Origin of the sequence: Tsukamurella sp. 1534, from assembly GCF_000312385.1 — a bacterium.
Classification (GTDB): Bacteria; Actinomycetota; Actinomycetes; order Mycobacteriales; family Mycobacteriaceae; genus Tsukamurella.
On sequence record NZ_HE997627.1, the window covers coordinates 687,260 to 704,399 of the forward strand.

Below are 17,140 nucleotides of genomic sequence, written 5' to 3' on the forward strand. Positions count from 1 at the left end.
CGTTTTGACATTGCAAATGTAGCAATCCGATGACGGTCTTCCCACTCGGACGTCCCGATAACCTCCCGGACGGTGCGGAGCGCCGCTAACCGAGCCAGGAACGCAGCGGCGCCGGAATCCCCCGCTTACCGCGGTGCGGCCCCAGCACGGCACCGCCGAACGGCTGCGACAGCAGGTCGCGAGCCACGCGATTCACGTCCCCCGCGGAGACCCTGTCGATCGCCGCCAGCGTCCGGGCCACCGTCCGCTGGTTCTGGTAGTTGACCTCGCTGCGGCCGATCCGGTGCATCCGCGACTGCGCGTCCTCGAGGCCGAGGACGAGGCCGCCGCGCAGCGAGCCCTTCGCGCGGGACAGCTCCTCCTCCGTCAGGCCCTCGTCGCGGACGCCGTCGAGCACCGCGCGGGCCACGGTCGCCACCTCGCCGAGCCGCTCCGGCGAGCATCCCGCGTACACCGAGAACATGCCCGCGTCCGCGTAGGTGTCCACCGCCGAGTACACGGTGTACGCAAGGCCGCGCTGTTCCCGGATCTCCTGGAACAAGCGAGAACTCAGGCCGCCGCCGATAGCGGTGTTGAGCACCGACAGTGCCCACCTGTCCGGGTGGAACCGGCCGTAGGCGCGCGTCCCCGCCACGAGGTGCGACTGCTCCCCGTCGCGATGGACGACGGCGAGGGACGGCGCGCCCGGCCGGCGCCGGATGCCCGTACGCACCGGGGCCGAGGCGACGGCACCGTCGAGCCGGCCCGCGAAGGCCTTGCGCGCCAACCGCACCACTCGGGCGTGGTCGACGTTGCCCGCCACCGCGAGCACCATGCGGTCCGGGGTGTACCGGCGGCGGTGGAATCCGCGCAGCTTCGCCGCGGTGAGCCCGGCCACCGAATCCTCGGTGCCGATGACGGGGCGGGCCAGGGGGTGATCGCCGAACACCGCGGCGGCCGCGGCCTCGGTGACCAGGTCCTCGGGATCGTCGTCCCGCATGGCGAGCTCCTCGAGCACCACCTCGCGTTCGACCTCCACATCGGAGGCGCCGCACTTCCCGCCGAGCACCACGTCAGTCACCACGTCGACGGCCAGTTCGAGGTCGCTGTCGAGGACATGGGCGTAGTAGCAGGTGTGCTCCTTGGTGGTGAAGGCGTTGATCTCCCCTCCCACCGCGTCCATCTCGGCGGCGAGCGACGCCGCCGTCCGCGTGGGCGTCGCCTTGAACAGCAGGTGCTCGAGGAAGTGCGCGGCGCCCGCGGAGGCGGGGTGCTCGTCCCGCGAGCCCACCGCGACCCACAACCCGACGGCCGCGGAGCGCGAACCGGGTACCGCCTCGGTGACCACGCGCAGACCGCCGGGGAGAACGCTACGACGAACGGGGGCATCCGAAGCGGATGCCCCCGTCCGTGCAGCCCTGGCTTTCAGGCCGCTCAGTTGTTACTCCTCGCTCGCGGCCGCGACGGCCTCCGCGGGAGCGGCGGCCTCGGCGTCCTCGACGACCGGGATCAGGCTGATCTTGCCGCGCTCGTCGATGTCGGCGATCTCCACCTGCAGCTTGCTGCCGACGTTGACCACGTCCTCGACCTTGTTCACGCGCTTACCGCTGCCCAGCTTGCTGATGTGCACCAGGCCGTCCCGGCCCGGCACCAGCGAGACGAACGCACCGAACGCCGTGGTCTTGACCACGGTGCCCAGGAAGCGCTCGCCCACCTTCGGCAGCTGCGGGTTCGCGATGGCGTTGATCCGGTCGATCGCGGCCTGGGCCGACGGGCCGTCGGCGGCACCGACGAAGACGGTGCCGTCGTCCTCGATGGAGATGTTGGCGCCGGTCTCCTCGGTGATCGAGTTGATCGTCTTGCCCTTCGGGCCGATGACCTCGCCGATCTTGTCCATCGGGACCTTGATCGTGGTGATCCGCGGCGCGTACGGGCTCATCTCGTCCGGAGCGTCGATCGCCTCGGCCATGACCTCGAGGATCGTGGTGCGGGCGTCCTTCGCCTGGCCCAGCGCGCCGGCCAGCACCTGCGACGGGATGCCGTCGAGCTTGGTGTCCAGCTGCAGGGCAGTGACGAACTCGCTGGTGCCGGCGACCTTGAAGTCCATGTCGCCGAACGCGTCCTCAGCGCCGAGGATGTCGGTCAGGGCCACGTAGCGGGCCTGACCGTCGACCTCGTCGGAGACGAGGCCCATGGCGATGCCCGCGACGGGGGCCTTGAGCGGCACGCCGGCGTTGAGCAGCGACATCGTCGACGCGCAGACGGAGCCCATCGACGTGGAGCCGTTGGAGCTCAGCGCCTCCGACACCTGGCGGATGGCGTAGGGGAACTCCTCCACCGAGGGCAGCACCGGCACGAGGGCGCGCTCGGCGAGCGCGCCGTGGCCGATCTCGCGACGCTTGGGCGAGCCGACGCGGCCGGTCTCACCGGTCGAGTACGGCGGGAAGTTGTAGTGGTGCATGTACCGCTTGCTGGTCTCGGGTCCCAGCGAGTCGATCTGCTGCGCCATCTTGACCATGTCCAGCGTGGTGACACCCAGGATCTGGGTCTCGCCGCGCTCGAACAGGGCGCTGCCGTGGGCGCGCGGGATCACGGCGATCTCGGCGCTCAGCGAGCGGATGTCGGTGATGCCACGGCCGTCGATGCGGAAGTGGTCGGTGAGGATGCGCTTGCGCACCAGCTTCTTGGTCAGCGAGCGGAACGCGGCGCCGATCTCGCCCTCGCGGCCCTCGAACTTCGGGCCCAGCTCCTCGAGCACCTCCACCTTGAGGGCGTCGGTGGCGTTGTCGCGCTCCTGCTTCCCGGCGATGGACAGGGCGGCGTCCAGCTTGGCCGAGGCGGCGGCCTCGACGGCCGCGAACACGTCGTCCTGGTAGGCCGGGAACAGCGGGAACTCGCCGGTGGGCTTGGCGGCGCCCGCGGCCAGCTCCTTCTGCGCCTCGCACAGCGCGGCGATGAACGGCTTGGCGGCCTCGAGGCCCTCGGCCACGACGGCCTCGGTCGGCGCGGTGGCGCCGCCCGCGACGAGCTCGATGACGTTCTCGGTGGCCTCGGCCTCGACCATCATGATCGCGACGTCGGCGTCCTTGCCCGAGCCCGCGACGATGCGGCCGGCGACCACCATGTCGAACACGGCGCGCTCGAGCTGCTCGACGGTCGGGAAGGCGACCCACTGGCCGTCGATGAGGGCGACGCGGACGCCGCCGACGGGACCCGAGAAGGGCAGGCCCGCGAGCTGGGTGGACGCGGAGGCGGCGTTGATGGCCACCACGTCGTACAGGTCGTTCGGGTCGAGCGACATGACGGTCACGACGACCTGGATCTCGTTGCGCAGGCCGTCGACGAAGGACGGGCGCAGCGGCCGGTCGATCAGGCGGCAGGTGAGGATCGCGTCGGTCGAGGGACGGCCCTCGCGACGGAAGAACGAGCCGGGAATGCGGCCCGCGGCGTACATGCGCTCCTCGACGTCCACCGTGAGGGGGAAGAAGTCGAAGTGCTCCTTGGGGTGCTTGCTGTGCGAGGTGGCCGACAGCAGCATCGTCTCGTCGTCGAGGTACGCGGCCACCGAACCGGCGGCCTGCTGCGCGAATCGGCCGGTCTCGAACCGGATGGTCCGCTTGCCGAACGAGCCGTTGTCGATGACGGCGACGGCTTCGGTGATGTCGTCGTCGAGTTCGACCTGGTTGTTTTCAGACATGAAGTGTGAAGAAACCTTTCTTCATCCGCGGTCCCGTCCTCTACCCGGCGGCGCGCACGCTGCGCGCGGCCCTCGTCGTTCGACGCGGCGGCGGGGCACCTGGGCGCGGTCATCGATCGAAGCCGCCGGACTCGCGCTGCATCGCAGCGATTCCGGCGGCCACTACCGAAGACCACCCCGCAGGGAGTGACACCTCGAAGGCGCACCGCACTGTCGGCCACCGGATCTACCGGCGCCGACGTCGGACGGACCACTGGCAAGGCTATCATCGGGAGTCTTTTCCATGTGAGCCGCACACGCCGTGCGCACACAGTGAGAGGGAGCGGATGTCACAGGGGGCGCGGGAACGGACGAACGAGGCGACCGCGGTCTGGCTCGCGCGGATGATGTTCTTCGCCGCGATCGTGTCCCTGCTGAGCGCGATCGTCCGGGGCGACCGGCTGCTGCCGATGATCACCGACATCCTGGGCGTCTTCGGCGTCCCGTCGTACCCCAGCCTGCTGCTGGTCGCCGCCCTCACCGTGCTCAGCGGGGCGCTGCGCCGCCGGCTCCGCGCCGCGCACACGGTGGCCGTCATCGTGATGTCGCTGCAGGTACTCGCGAACATCGCGACCCTCGTCGTGGTGGTCACCGAGCAGCTGGACCCGGACGACCTGCGGCACGTGCCGCCGGTGATCGAGGCCTACTTCACCGCCCGCCTCTCGCTGCCCGGAGCCGCGCTCGCCGCGGCCGTGAGCGTCCTGTGCCTGGGATTCGTCATCGCCGCGCGGTCCTGCTTCCCCGCGCGGCTCGCGCACGGGTCGCGTCGGGCCGCGATCGGCGTGCTGGTGAGCGGTATGACGCTGTCGTACCTGATCACCGCCGCGCTCGCGTTCACCTTCCCCGGCCGCGAGCAGAACCGGCTCGACGGGCCCGTCGAGGTGCTGGTGTGGTCGCTGCGGTCGACGTTCGGCGTCGCGGTGCCGCGGCGCATCGACGTGATGCTCAACGGCCACAGCGGACCGATGTGGATCTACTCCCTCGCCGGGGTGATGTCCGCGAGCGTGCTCATCCTGGCGCTCATGGCCTTCTGGCGGGCCGGCCGCGGCGACGAGTTGATGACCGAGCCCGAAGAGCTCGAGGTCCGGCGCCTGCTGCTGCAGTACGGCGAGGACGATTCGCTCGGCTACTTCGCCACCCGCCGGGACAAGGCCGTCATCGCCTCCCCCGACCGCAAGGCCGTCGTGACGTGCCGCACCGTCGGACCGGTGTCGATGGCGAGCGCCGATCCGATCGGCGAACGGGCGTCGTGGCCCGGCGCCATCGCCGCGTGGATGGACGACTGCCGTAGCCACAGCCTCTACCCCGCGGTCCTGGCCGCGAGCTCGGACGGCGCGGAGCTCTACTCCGAGGCCGGCCTGCGCACCCTGGCGATCGGCGACGAGGCGATCATCCACGTCGACAGGTTCACGCTCAAGGGGCGGGACATGCGCGCCGTCCGGCAAGCGGTGACCCGCGTGTCCTCGGCCGGGTACACGTTGCGGGTGCGCCGGCACGCCGACCTCACCGCCGAGGAACTGGCACAGGTCACCGACCTCGCGGAGCGGTGGCGCGGCGAGGAGACCGAGCGCGGGTTCTCCATGGCGCTCAACAGGATCGGTGACCCCGTCGACGGACGGTGCGTGCTGGTGTCGGCGCACGACGCGAGCGGCGCCGTGCGCGGCCTGTTGAGCTTCGTACCGTGGGGCACGCGCGGCCTCTCGCTCGACCTCATGCGCCGCGACCGGGACGCCGAGAACGGCCTCAACGAGTTCATGGTGGCCAAGCTGGTCGAGGAGTGCCCGGACATCGGGATCCGGCGGATCTCGCTGAACTTCGCGGTGTTCCGTTCCGTCTTCTTCGAGGCGGACAACGTGGGCGCGGGGCCGATCACGCGCCTCGTGGACTCGGTGCTCAGCTTCGCCTCGAAGTTCTATCAACTGGAGACGCTGTACCGGTCGAACGACAAGTACCGGCCGGATTGGGTGCCGCGCATCCTCTGTTACGACCCCACGCTCACGGCCGTGCGCGCGGGCATCGCCGTCGGCACCGCGGAGGGCTTCCTGCCGCAGATCGGGCCCAAGTTCCTCGCGGGTCCCTCGACGCCGGACCAGTTCCCGCGCGACCCCGAGTTCGTGGTGCGCCTCCTCGCCGAGGAGGATCGCCTGCTGCGCCGCGAGCTGCCGGCGCCGCGGCTGTCCGAACAGCAGCGGGTACGGCGGCGCAAGCTGGAGGCGCTGGAGGCCTCCGGGATGCCCGGGTATCCCCCGTCGGTGCCGAGGACCGCATCCCTCGCCGACGTGCGCGGGCGCTTCGGCGGGCTGGGCACCGATGCGTCCACGGGGACCGTCGTCTCCGTGACCGGGCGCGTCCGGGCGATCCGCGACTACGGCGGCGTCACGTTCGTCGAGTTGCACGAGGACACGGCCGTCCTGCAGGTGCTCGCCGAGAGTGCACGCACACCCGACGACGTCCGCGCGTCGTGGCGCTCGGCCATCGACATGGGCGACCTGGTCTCCGTGACCGGCGAAGTGGTCACCTCGCGCACCGGCGAGCTGTCGGTACTGCTGGCGTCGTGGGCAATGGCGGGCAAATGCCTCTCCCCCGTGCCGAAGCCGCGGGTTCGGTTGGGTGAGGAGACGCGGGCCCGGAACCGTTCGCTCGACCTCCTCACCGACGACGGTGCCGTGGACCTGCTGTACCGGCGATCACGCGCCGTGGCGGCGATGCGGACGACGTTCGCGGGGCACGGATTCACCGAGGTGGAGACGCCCATGCTGCAGGCGGTGCACGGCGGCGCCGCGGCGCGGCCCTTCACCACGCACATCAACGCCTACGACATGGGCCTGTACCTGCGGATCGCGCCGGAGCTCTACCTCAAGCGCCTCGCGGTGGGCGGTATGGGCCGGATCTTCGAGCTGAACCGCAACTTCCGCAACGAGGGCGCCGACGCCACGCACAACCCGGAGTTCACCGCGCTCGAGGCGTACGAGGCGTACGGCGACTACACAACGATGCGGGCGCTGACCCGGGAGGTGATCCTCGCGGCCGCGACGGCGGTCAACGGGCGCCCCGTCGCGATCAGGCCCGACGGTGCCGGCGGCACCCGGGAGGTGGATCTCACGGCGGACTGGCCGGTGATCACGGTCCACGACGCGGTCTCCCGCGCGACCGGCACCGCGGTCACCCCGGACACCGGATTCGATGCGCTGGTGGAGATCTGCCGGAGCCGGCACGTGGCCGTGCCCCGCGGCGCGACTGCGGGGAAGCTGGTCATGGAGCTGTACGAGGCCCTCGTGGAGAAGCAGACCGAGTTCCCCACGTTCTACTGCGACTTCCCCGTGGAGGTCTCGCCGCTCGCCCGGCGCCACCGCGACGATCCGCGGCTCACCGAACAGTGGGACCTGGTCGGGTTCGGCGCCGAACTGGGCACCGCGTACACCGAACTGACCGACCCGATCGACCAGCGCGAACGCCTCACCCAGCAGTCGATGGCCGCCGCGGCGGGCGACCCCGAGGCGATGGAGCTGGACGAGTCCTTCCTCGACGCCCTGTCCTACGCGATGCCGCCCACCGGCGGCCTCGGTATCGGCGTGGACCGGATCGTCATGCTGCTGGCGGGCGTGAACATCCGTGCCACGCTGGCCTTCCCGTTCGTCAAGCCCCAGGACCGCTGATCCCGCCCGGATGACTCCGCCCCGCCCGATCCTCTCCGGTTCTCCTGCCCGAGGGGGTGTGTCCCTCTCCCCGGACGCAAGCCGGACAGGTCGCCGAAAGCCTGACTGTGGGCCCGCCCCTTTGGTCGGGTCTGTCGGGAACTTTGTGTAAGAGCTTGTGGCGTGTGGTCCCAGGTTTGATCCTGGGACGGGAAGAAGATCACGTTCATGAGCGAGCACAGTGAGTCGGCCTGGTCGGCGGAGAGCCGGCCAGCGTCGCCGCCACCGAACCTGTCGGGGCTGGCGCAGCAACTGGTGACGGCCGCGGAGGAGCAGGGCGTCGGTTTGACCGGCGAGGACGGCATGCTGACGGCGTTGACCAAGCAGGTCCTGCAGTCGGCGTTGGATGCCGAAATGGCCACCCATCTCGGTTACGACAAGGGCGATCGGGCGGGCCGCAATCGCGGCAACTCCCGTAACGGTTCGACGCCGAAGACTATTGTCACCGATGTCGGGAAAGTGACCATCGATGTGCCGCGGGATCGCGATGCCTCATTCGAGCCGCAGGTGGTCGGCAAGCATCAGCGCCGCCTGGCCGGATTCGATGAAGCGGTGGTCAGCCTGTATGCGAAGGGGATGACCACCGGCGATATCGCCCGCCATCTGGAGGACGTCTACGACACCGACGTCTCCCGCAGCCTGGTTTTCCGCGGTGACCGAGCAAGTGGTCGACGATATGCGGGCGTGGCAGTCCCGCCCCCTGGATGCGGTGTATCCGGTGATTCTGATCGACGCGATCGTGCTCAAGATCCGCGAAGGGCAGGTTGCCAACCGACCAATCTACGTGGCAATGGGTATCGACTGCAACGGATTTCGAGATGTCCTCGGGATCTGGATCGGCCCCTCCGGCGGCGAAGGAGCCAAGCAGTGGATGAACATGCTCACCGACCTGAGAAACCGTGGCATCGTGGATGCATGCATTGTGTGCTGCGACGGGCTGAAAGGCCTACCTCAAGCGATCGAGGCGACCTGGCCGCAAGCAATGGTGCAGACCTGCGTGGTGCACTTGGTCCGCAACAGCATGCGGTACGCGTCGAAGAAGCATTGGAGCCAGATCAGCCGCAACCTCAAACGGATCTACCACAGTTCCACCGTGGAGGCCGCCGAAGCCGAATTCGAGGAGTTCGCCGAGACCTGGGGCCGGACGTACCCGGCGATGATCGCATTGTGGCGCAGGTCCTGGCCCGAGTTCATCCCCTTTCTCGATTTCCCGATCCCGATCCGCAAGCTGATTTACACGACCAACGGCATCGAATCCCTCAACGCGAGGTTCCGCGCCGCCACCCGACGACGAGGGCACTTCCCCGACGAGCAGTCAGCATTGAAAGTGCTCTACCTCGCCTGCCTCGAACGCAAGCACAACCGCCCCAACCCCAGCGGACAAATCGCCGGCTGGAAATCCATCCTCAACACCCTCGCCATCACCTACGGCGACCGGCTCGAGGTCAACTAGCCATGACCTCTTACACAGAAAATCTGACAGATGTCGCCAAGGTCGGCAAGGGGTTCGCGGGCGCCGGTAACGCGCTAACCGTGATCAACACAGGAGTGGACGTCGCCACCGGAGCGCCTGTTCCGGAGACTCTTGGTAAAGGTGTGGGATCGATCGCCGGCAGAGGGTCCGTCGCCTGGCTCGGCGCAGGACTAGGAATGGCAGTTGGCGGCCCGCCGCCCGGCGAACTGATTGGCGCCGGAATCGGCGCGCTGGCCGGTTCCAAGGGAGGCGAATGGATCGGCGGGAAGTTGGGAAGCGCGGCCCGTGGCCTGGGCCGAGGACTTAAGAGCATTTTCAGCTGATGAGCCCTGTGCAAATTGCAGTTTCCTCGGCGCTCTTCGTCGCCGCACTGCTAATCTACGTGTCCACATCGACCCTTGCTCTACGGGCAGATGAAACGTTCGGCCCAGAATATCTAACAATGAGGAAGAGGTACTGGCGTTTGGGACTTCTCGCCTCCCTGGTCGCAGGCGCTGGAATGTTGATCTTAAAGGGTCCCGCAGCTGGCGCTGGGATGGTTGGAGTTGCGCTAGCAGGGCTAGCTTGCCTTCCTCTGTATTACTCAGATTTCCTGAAACCGGTCGCAGCCCACGAACTCAAGAACCCCGAGCGCGGAAGACGGTCCGAATGATCCTAGGCGAACACGCCGCCGAGCGTGAGCAACAACAGTCCAGCATTCAGCAGCGACACGACACAAAGGATGGGAAGAATGATTATTTGGCTCGGATTATCCCTGGCCTTCGCGGGTGCGGCTACGACACTCTTAGCTCCATTCGTTGCAGCCAGAAGTGGAGCAACCGCGGGGGCGCAGTCCTGCTAGGTGCATTCATCCTCGCCCTGCGGGCGGTGTGGAACATCGCCGACTCATCTCTTGCGCGCGGCATCGGAGCTGCGGGGTCCTTCGCAACAGGTTGTCGGAGTTGTTCGAGAGTCGTATGCATTGCACTAGTGCTGACGGTGAGGATGGTTATTGGATGGAGGGGCAGGACTCGCGTGCGGGTTGATGATCATGGCTAAAATTCCGCTTTATATATTCGTTCTATCTGCGATTGCGTTCGCGATTACATTCGGACTTGGCCGTGTTCGTAGTACGGTGGCCCTCGGATTGGTCGTTTGTGGCTCGATGCTGTGGATGATCTATCCCAGTCAGGGATTCTCGGTCAGAATTCTGCTCCTTGTGGTAGGCGGAATAGTTGCATTCTGCCTCATAGCTCTTGGCAACAGATACATTCAGCGCCACGCAGTTTCTTGGGCCATGTCGTTCTGGGATAGGCTTTTTGGCGGAAGGTGACGATTATTTAAGTAGCTGATTCCGTGCTTCTCGGCGGCGATTACCCGGCGGAAAGACGTTCGGCAGCTGGATTGTAGATAAGCTATGGCAACAGGAAAGCATAAACGTCCTCGTGACGAAGATTCATGGCGCGATCGGATTTCTCGAAATCTAAGATCCAGCGAGATGGAATACGTTGTTGGAGTCGTATCGGCGAACGTAGCAGCGGTAGTGGCGGGCGGTTTAGGAATCCTGATAGTAAGAGGTGTTGCATGCCTTATACTGGGCACACTGACGAACGACCTGATGGCCCAACGGGCGCGGATCAGCGAATCTTGAATCGGCCCGACTGAACAGGGTGGTTGAACCATGCAAGGCGCCCGATGATTGGGGCGGTTGCGGCAGTTCTAGTCCTGACGACTGCCGCGGTGTTTATAGGATTCCATAGAGGCCGGGCGATGGCGGTCGGTGTGGCAATTTTGGTTGCGCTAGGTTCGGCGATTGTATATTTTGCCGCGAGAAGCGCCGGAGAAGACGCCGTCATCGTAACAGCGTTGTATGTCGCATTCGTTCTACTCTCGACCTATCGTGTACACGAAGGAGTTCCCCAGCTCTCGCGACTGTCTCGCAAGAGGAATCGTGGTAGTCGAGATTCATCACGCTATAGATAGCCCCTTCAAGCTCAGTGCAAACTTGCCGAGAACACTGAAACCGGAATCATGCCCCGCGCAACGCTCGGGGCGGCAGCCATCAGTGCGAGCTCGTTCGAAAGCGTCCTGTTTGATCGAGTTCAGGTCAAGCGCACAATCCGGCACCCACGTTACGAAAGCCCAACCCAATGACGCGGGTCGACGTATCCCTATCAGCGGTCGACCGGCGCCATCGACCCCGGCGACCCCACAATCCGGATCATCAACCGCGACAAGGGGTGCAAGTCATACCGAAGCCAGCGGCCGCAGCCCCGACAACGGGGCCACGTCACAGGCGGCGGGGTTGCGGGGTGCCCGCGCGGGGCGTTCGATGAGGGCATGCAGCTACCGCAGTCCCTCGCACGTTTCAACCGCCACGTCACCAACCCCGTCCAGCGGCTGTGGGCCGGCCGGGCGCCGAGCTTCGCGATCGTCGAACACCGCGGACGAAGGTCCGGCACCGCGTACCGGACCCCCGTCAACGCCTTCGCCACCGACAACGGGGTGGCGATCCTGCTGTCGTACGGGCCCGACCGCGACTGGCTGAAGAACCTCAAGGCCGCGGGCGGCGGCGCCGTGATGCGCGGCGGGAGGACCCGCACGGTCGTGGACCCGCGCGTCGTCGGCCGGGACGAGGCCGCACCCCTGGTGAAGAGCCGAGTTTTCGCCCGTCTCCCCTTCGAGCAGGCCGTCCTGCTCACCTACGCCTGAGGCCCGGGCGCCGACCGTCGCGCGCGACCGTCGCGCGCCGCCCGACGTCCGCGGCGACGGGCGTCGAGTCAGCCGACGTGGATCTCCGGGCGGCCGGAGGGAATGGTGACCACGGCGCGACGGTGCAGGGGCAGGCCCCGGCTCGCGATGGAGTCGGCGACGTGGAACTCGGCGCGCCATTCACGGCGGTCCAACCGGTTGAGCATGTAACCGCGCTGGGCGTTGCCGAACTTCACATGCGGCGACGCGGCTTTGATCGCCTTGTCGTTGTCGTCGCTGTCCTGGCCGTCCTTGCCGGACGCGATGGACGTGCCCGCGAGTTCCACGCCCACCGTCGGGGCGTCGCTGGTGTACGTCGACTTGAGCTCCGACACCACGTTCCGGTGGATGTCCCCCACGATCGACACGAGGTTCCCCGCCCGGCGGCGAGTGGCGCCGTCGAGGATCCGGGCCCTGGACGCCTCGTAACCGCTCCAGCCGTCCATCGAGACGTTCCGCGCGCCGCCCTTGTTCCGCGCCAGATCGGCGATCGTGGTCTGGTGCGCGAGCACGTTCCACAGCGCCCCGCTCGTACCGAGCCCGTCGAGGATCCAGGACTCCTGTGCCCCGCCGGTGATGGTCCGGGCGGGGTCGGCGGTCGCCGCGTCCTGCGGGGCGTCCTTGTCGTTGTTCACCTGGTCGCTGCGGTACTGCCGGGTGTCGAGGACGCTGAACCGCGCCAGGTCGCCGAACTCGAACCGCCGATACATCCGCAGGTCGGGGCCGTCGGGGCGCAGCGCCGCCCGGACCGGCATGTTCTCCCACCACGCCTTGAACGCCGCGGCGCGGCGCACGATGAACGCCGCCGGGTCCTGCCCCTTCTCGGGAATCCCTGCGGCCCAGTTGTTCTCCACCTCGTGATCGTCGTACGCGCAGATGAACGGCGCCGAACGATGAGCCGCCTGCAGGTCCGGGTCCAGCTTGTACAGCGCGTACCGGTCCCGGTAGTCGGCGAGCGTCGTCATCTCGGCCCACGCGGACTGCGGTACCTCGGTGGTCGGCCTCCGCACGGTGGCCGGCTTGATCTCGTACTCGTAGACGTAGTCGCCGAGGTGGAACACCACGTCGGGCGACTTCCGCGCCAGGTCACCGAGGGCGTTGAAGTAGCCGTCGGTCCACGCCTGGCAGGAGATCACGGCGAAGGTGAGTTCCGCGAGCCGCGAACCGGCCGCCGGTGCGGTGCGCGTGCGACCCGCGGGCGAGACGTCGCCGCCGCTGCGGAACCGGTAGAAGTAGTCGGTGGCGGGGCTGAGTCCCCGCACGTCGACGTGCACGCTGTGCCCGTCCTCCGGGACGGCGGCGGTGCTGCCGCGCTGTACGACGGTGCGGAAGCCCCTGTCGGAGGCGATCTCCCAGTCGACGGGCACCGGCGCGGCCGGCATCCCGCCCCCCGGCTGCAGCGGCGTGCGGGCCAGACGGGTCCACAGCACCACCGAATCCGGCAGCGGGTCACCGGAGGCGACGCCCAGCGTGAACGGGTTCCCGGACGCAGCGACGGGGTCGGCGTGCGCCGACCGCTGCGGCAGGAGCTGCGGCGTGAAGGCGACGCCGCCGACCACCCCCATCCAGGTCATGAACCGCCGGCGGGTGGTCCCGGCGCGCAGAGTCCGGTCGGGCAGAGTCTCGAAAGGGGCTGAACTTTCCGACATGGGTGACTTTCCTACCCACCGGAAATTGCCCGCCCCACTCGCCGGAGTGGACCCCGCGCCGCCGCGAGGTGAAGCGCGAGTGAACCCGCATACCCCGTCGACGCCGCCGGCCCGCCCCTGGAGATCCAGGAACGGGCCGGTGGAAGGCGGTGAGCGACGGTGCCGTCGCCCGGCGTCAGCGACGCAGGCCGAGGCGCTCGATCAGCGAACGGTAGCGGTTGATGTCCACGTCCGCGACGTACTTCAGCAGGCGGCGACGACGGCCGACCAGCAGCAGTAGGCCGCGGCGGCTGTGGTGGTCGTGCTTGTGCGTCTTGAGGTGCTCGGTGAGGTCCGTGATGCGCTTGGTCAGCATCGCGACCTGCGCCTCGGGGGAACCGGTGTCGGTCTCGTGCAGGCCGTACTCGGCCAGGATCGACTTCTTCTGCTCAGTGGTCAGCGCCATGGAGGCTCCTTGTTTCAGTGTCGCGTCGTCATCATCCGTGCCGCCACCGCGAACCGCAGCAGGCACGATCGGCCACGTTACCAGAGGTCAGGAGATTCCCAGAATCGCGCGGGTCCGGTCCACGTCGCCGCCCATGGCGTCCAGCAGGTCGTCCACCGAGTCGAAGCGCGTCATCCCCCGCACCCGGTCCACGAAGTCCACCGCCACGTGCTGGCCGTAGAGGTCGGCCGAGGTGTCCAGCACGAACGCCTCGACGGTGCGCGTGCGCCCCGAGAACGTCGGGTTGCTGCCCACCGACACCGCCGCGGGGTAGCGCTCGCCCGGCGTCACCTGTCCGACGACGGGGCCGGCGCCCAGCACCGTGAACCAGGCCGCGTACACGCCGTCGGCGGGGATCGCCGCGAACATCGGGGGCGCCACGTTGGCCGTCGGGAATCCGAGCTCGCGCCCGCGCCCGTCGCCGCGCACGACCACGCCCTCCACGCGGTGCGGGCGGCCCAGGGCCTCCGCCGCCGCGCGCACGTCGCCCGCGTCCACACAGGAGCGGATGTACGTGGACGAGAACGTGACGGCGTGCTCGGTGAGCAGGGGCACCGAATCCACGGAGAAGCCGAACTTGTGCCCGAGCGTCTCGAGCATCTCGACGTTGCCCAGCGCGCGGTTGCCGAACGTGAAGTTGTCGCCCACCACCACGGCCGCGGCGTGCAGCCGCTCGACGAGCACCGAGTGCACGAAATCCTCGGCGGGCTGCGTCATCACGGTGGCGGTGAAGGGCATCACGCAGAACACGTCGATGCCGAGTTCCTCGGCCAGCTCGGCCCTCCGGGTGAGGGTGGAGAGCTGCGGCGGATGCGATCCGGGGCGCACCACCTCGGCCGGGTGGGGGTCGAAGGTCATGAGGACGGCCGGAAGCCCGCGTTCGCGCGCCTCCGCGGTCGCCCTCTCGATCAGTTGGGCGTGCCCACGGTGGACACCGTCGAACACGCCGATGGTCACTACGCACCGTCCCCAGTCCGCGGGAACGTCGTCCAGCCCTCGCCAGCGAAGCACGCACTCACCCTAACGGACGGCATATGGTGGACGCGTGAGTAAGCCTCCCCTGTCTGATTCGCCCCGGCCCGTCAGCGAGCTGTCCGCGGTCACCCAGGACTACCTCAAGCAGATCTGGACCGCCCAGGAATGGGCGGACACCAAGGTCAGCACGAAGTCGTTGGCCGACGCCCTGGGCGTCTCGGCCTCCACCGCCTCCGAGGCCATCCGCAAGCTCGCCGACCAGGGGCTCGTCAACCACGCCAAGTACGGCGCGGTGACGCTGACCGACGCGGGCCGCACGGCCGCGACCGCGATGGTGCGCCGGCACCGGCTCCTCGAGACGTTCCTGGTCTCGGAGCTCGGGTACGGATGGGACGAGGTGCACGACGAGGCGGAGATCCTCGAGCACGCGGTCTCCGAACGGTTCCTGGCCCGCCTGGACGAGCGCCTCGGCCACCCCGAGCGCGACCCGCACGGCGATCCCATCCCCCAACCCGACGGCAGTGTGCCCACCCCCGACGCGCGGCTGCTCGCCGAGCTCGTCGACGGCGAGAGCGGCACCGTCGCGCGGATCTCCGACGCGGATCCGGAGATGCTGCGCTACTTCCAGGACGTCGGGATCGCACCCGACGCGCGGATCGAGGTCAAGGAGATGCGCAAGTTCCTCGGGACCGTCGCGGTCACGGTGGACGACGGTGCGCCGCTCGACCTGGGCGACGTGGCCGCCCAATCGATCTGGGTCAGGCGCTGACCCTCGGCGCCGGCCCGGGCGCGGACGCCCATTCCGAGCGCCGACGGTACGCCCACCACCCGGCTGCGAGCACCACGGCGAGCATCACCACGTTGTGGGTGTACTTCGGCACCGCGTCGACGTGCCCCAGCAGCGGGAAGTAGGTGAACGCGAGCACCCCTCGGACGAGGAGGTACGCGAAGCCGACGGCGGCGAGGTGCGCCGGATGCAGTCGCCGCCCGCCCACCGCGCGCAGGAGGGCGGCGATCCCCACGAGGACGGCGACGCCGACCGCGAGCCCTCCCCACCCCTCCCCTCCGAAGTACTCACCCACCGCCGCGAGCGGCAGCGATACGAGGAACACCGCGGCCACCCGGTGCGGGCGCCCCGCGGGAGGCGCCGGCCTGCGCATTCCGACGAGGACGGCCGCGACGCCGCACCCGAGCACCACGGCGGACGCGCCGGCCAGTTGCGCGGCGGAGGCGTTGTGCGACTCGGGATCGGCCGCGATCATCCCCGCCGTCGCCAGGTACGCGAGGACCGCGACGACAGTGCCCGTGCGCCCGAGCCAGGGCCGCTCCGCCGTGGCGGGGCGCCAGCACTCGGCGAGCGCCGTCGGCGCTCCGAAGCTGAAGATCAGGTGACCGCCGACGAACGTGTAGACATTGGCCGCACTGAACCCCAGAGCGGGCATGTACGCCGCTTCCCGCATCGCCTCCCAGCCCTCGTACCCCATGTAGTCGGCGGCGAACAGCGATTGATCGATGAGGCAGGCCTGCGCCACACCGAGGCCGAGGTGGATCCACAACAGCGAGCCCCAGCCCCACCCGCGGCGGCGCACCACATCGCGCGCCACCAGCGCGGGCGCGCCGTACAGCCCCGCGAAGAACACCACGGAGAACGCCACCCGCCCCACGTCGCCCGTGCTGTCCCCGTACGCGGCGAGGAGCTCAGCGCCCACCGCTGACAGCACGAGCAGGCCTGCGAGCCGGCTTCGAGGGGCGGTCATACCGCCACCGTATAATCTGACTCGTCAATCAATCAATCGATAGCGGGCCCGCCCGGCCAGGCCCGCAGGGCCACCCGGCCCACCGCGCGGAGTTCCTCGACCGGAACGCCCTCCCGCGCCCCGTCGGCGAGCCCGTTGAGCGCGGTCAGGGTGAAGCGGGCCAGCGCCGTGGGATCCACCTCGTCGGGGAGCGCACCGCTCGCCACGTCCCGCCGGATCCGCTCCGCCAACCGCTCGACGTTCCCCGCGCGCAGGCCGGACAGGTACTGCGCCACTTCGGCATTCGTGGTTCCCGCGTCCCCGCTCACCACCAGGCAGCCGCGCGGCAGGCCGTCGCGGGTGTAGCGTTCGGGCCCCTCGGTGAGCAGGCGCCGAGCCACCGCGAACGCCGTGGACTCCTCCGCGAGGGCGATGTCGATGAAACCGCCGTAGCGGCGGTCGTATTCACAGACCGCCTCCTCGAACAGCCGCCGCTTGTCGCCGAACGCGCGGTAGATACTCGGCGCCTCCACGCCGAGCCGCTCGGTGAGGTCGCGCACCGACGTGCCCTCGTATCCGCGCTCCCAGAACAACCGGGCCGCCGCGTCGAGCGCGTCGTCCCGGTCGAAGGAGCGCGGGCGTCCCCGCGTCGTGATGGCCATGACCTCATTGTATAGCGATC

General features: G+C 68.7%; 11 protein-coding genes and 1 pseudogene. 5 read left to right on the top strand and 7 right to left on the bottom strand.

Annotation, left to right across the window (positions count from 1 at the left end; genetic code table 11):
* Positions 1–85 precede the first annotated feature (85 nt).
* Both BN39_RS15670 and BN39_RS15675 read right to left on the bottom strand, forming a co-directional pair.
* On the bottom strand, positions 86–1,417 hold the full coding sequence (locus tag BN39_RS15670; protein ID WP_081586123.1) for a pitrilysin family protein: 1,332 nt from the start codon (positions 1,415–1,417) through the stop codon (positions 86–88).
* A gap of 3 nt (positions 1,418–1,420) precedes the next feature.
* Entirely contained in the window at positions 1,421–3,676 is a 2,256-nt protein-coding gene (locus tag BN39_RS15675) for a polyribonucleotide nucleotidyltransferase (RefSeq protein ID WP_019203380.1), read from the bottom strand.
* 326 nt (positions 3,677–4,002) lie between these two features.
* On the opposite strand from BN39_RS15675, the gene lysX reads away from it, so the two are divergent.
* The 4 genes and pseudogenes from lysX to BN39_RS15690 all read left to right on the top strand — a co-directional run bounded on the left by lysX (position 4,003) and on the right by BN39_RS15690 (position 11,575).
* Positions 4,003–7,371, top strand: a complete 3,369-nt coding sequence (gene lysX / locus BN39_RS15680; protein WP_019203381.1) for a bifunctional lysylphosphatidylglycerol synthetase/lysine--tRNA ligase LysX — start codon at positions 4,003–4,005, stop codon at positions 7,369–7,371.
* 207 nt (positions 7,372–7,578) lie between these two features.
* A pseudogene (locus BN39_RS24085) lies at positions 7,579–8,863 on the top strand (IS256 family transposase).
* Between the two features lie 2 nt (positions 8,864–8,865).
* Positions 8,866–9,207, top strand: a complete 342-nt coding sequence (locus BN39_RS23275) for a hypothetical protein (protein ID WP_148281512.1) — start codon at positions 8,866–8,868, stop codon at positions 9,205–9,207.
* 1,996 nt (positions 9,208–11,203) lie between these two features.
* Positions 11,204–11,575 (top strand): nitroreductase family deazaflavin-dependent oxidoreductase, encoded by a 372-nt coding sequence (locus BN39_RS15690; RefSeq protein WP_019203384.1) that lies wholly within the window; start codon positions 11,204–11,206, stop codon positions 11,573–11,575.
* Positions 11,576–11,643: 68 nt separating this feature from the next.
* Here the strand turns inward: BN39_RS15690 and BN39_RS15695 are convergent, their stop codons facing one another.
* The 3 genes from BN39_RS15695 to BN39_RS15705 form a co-directional block, all read right to left on the bottom strand.
* The gene (locus tag BN39_RS15695; RefSeq protein ID WP_040768095.1) at positions 11,644–13,263 is read right to left on the bottom strand and encodes an alkaline phosphatase; all 1,620 of its coding nucleotides are present in this window, start codon (positions 13,261–13,263) and stop codon (positions 11,644–11,646) included.
* Positions 13,264–13,438: 175 nt separating this feature from the next.
* Entirely contained in the window at positions 13,439–13,708 is a 270-nt protein-coding gene (gene rpsO, locus BN39_RS15700) for a 30S ribosomal protein S15 (protein WP_019203386.1), read from the bottom strand.
* An 87-nt stretch (positions 13,709–13,795) separates the two neighbouring features.
* Positions 13,796–14,758: a bifunctional riboflavin kinase/FAD synthetase gene (locus BN39_RS15705; protein WP_081586124.1), complete on the bottom strand. Its 963-nt coding sequence runs from the start codon at positions 14,756–14,758 to the stop codon at positions 13,796–13,798.
* Positions 14,759–14,792: 34 nt separating this feature from the next.
* On the opposite strand from BN39_RS15705, the gene BN39_RS15710 reads away from it, so the two are divergent.
* Positions 14,793–15,491 carry a metal-dependent transcriptional regulator gene (locus BN39_RS15710; RefSeq protein WP_019203388.1) on the top strand — a complete coding sequence of 233 codons (699 nt, stop codon included), beginning with the start codon at positions 14,793–14,795 and terminating at the stop codon, positions 15,489–15,491.
* Here BN39_RS15710 and BN39_RS15715 read toward each other — a convergent pair.
* Together BN39_RS15715 and BN39_RS15720 are read right to left on the bottom strand one after the other, a co-directional pair.
* A complete protein-coding gene (locus tag BN39_RS15715) occupies positions 15,481–16,479 on the bottom strand; it encodes a hypothetical protein (protein WP_051159027.1) in 999 nt (332 codons plus the stop codon). The two genes, BN39_RS15710 and BN39_RS15715, sit on opposite strands and share 11 nt — an antisense overlap.
* A gap of 32 nt (positions 16,480–16,511) precedes the next feature.
* On the bottom strand, positions 16,512–17,120 hold the full coding sequence (locus BN39_RS15720) for a TetR/AcrR family transcriptional regulator (protein WP_019203390.1): 609 nt from the start codon (positions 17,118–17,120) through the stop codon (positions 16,512–16,514).
* Positions 17,121–17,140: the final 20 nt, after the last annotated feature.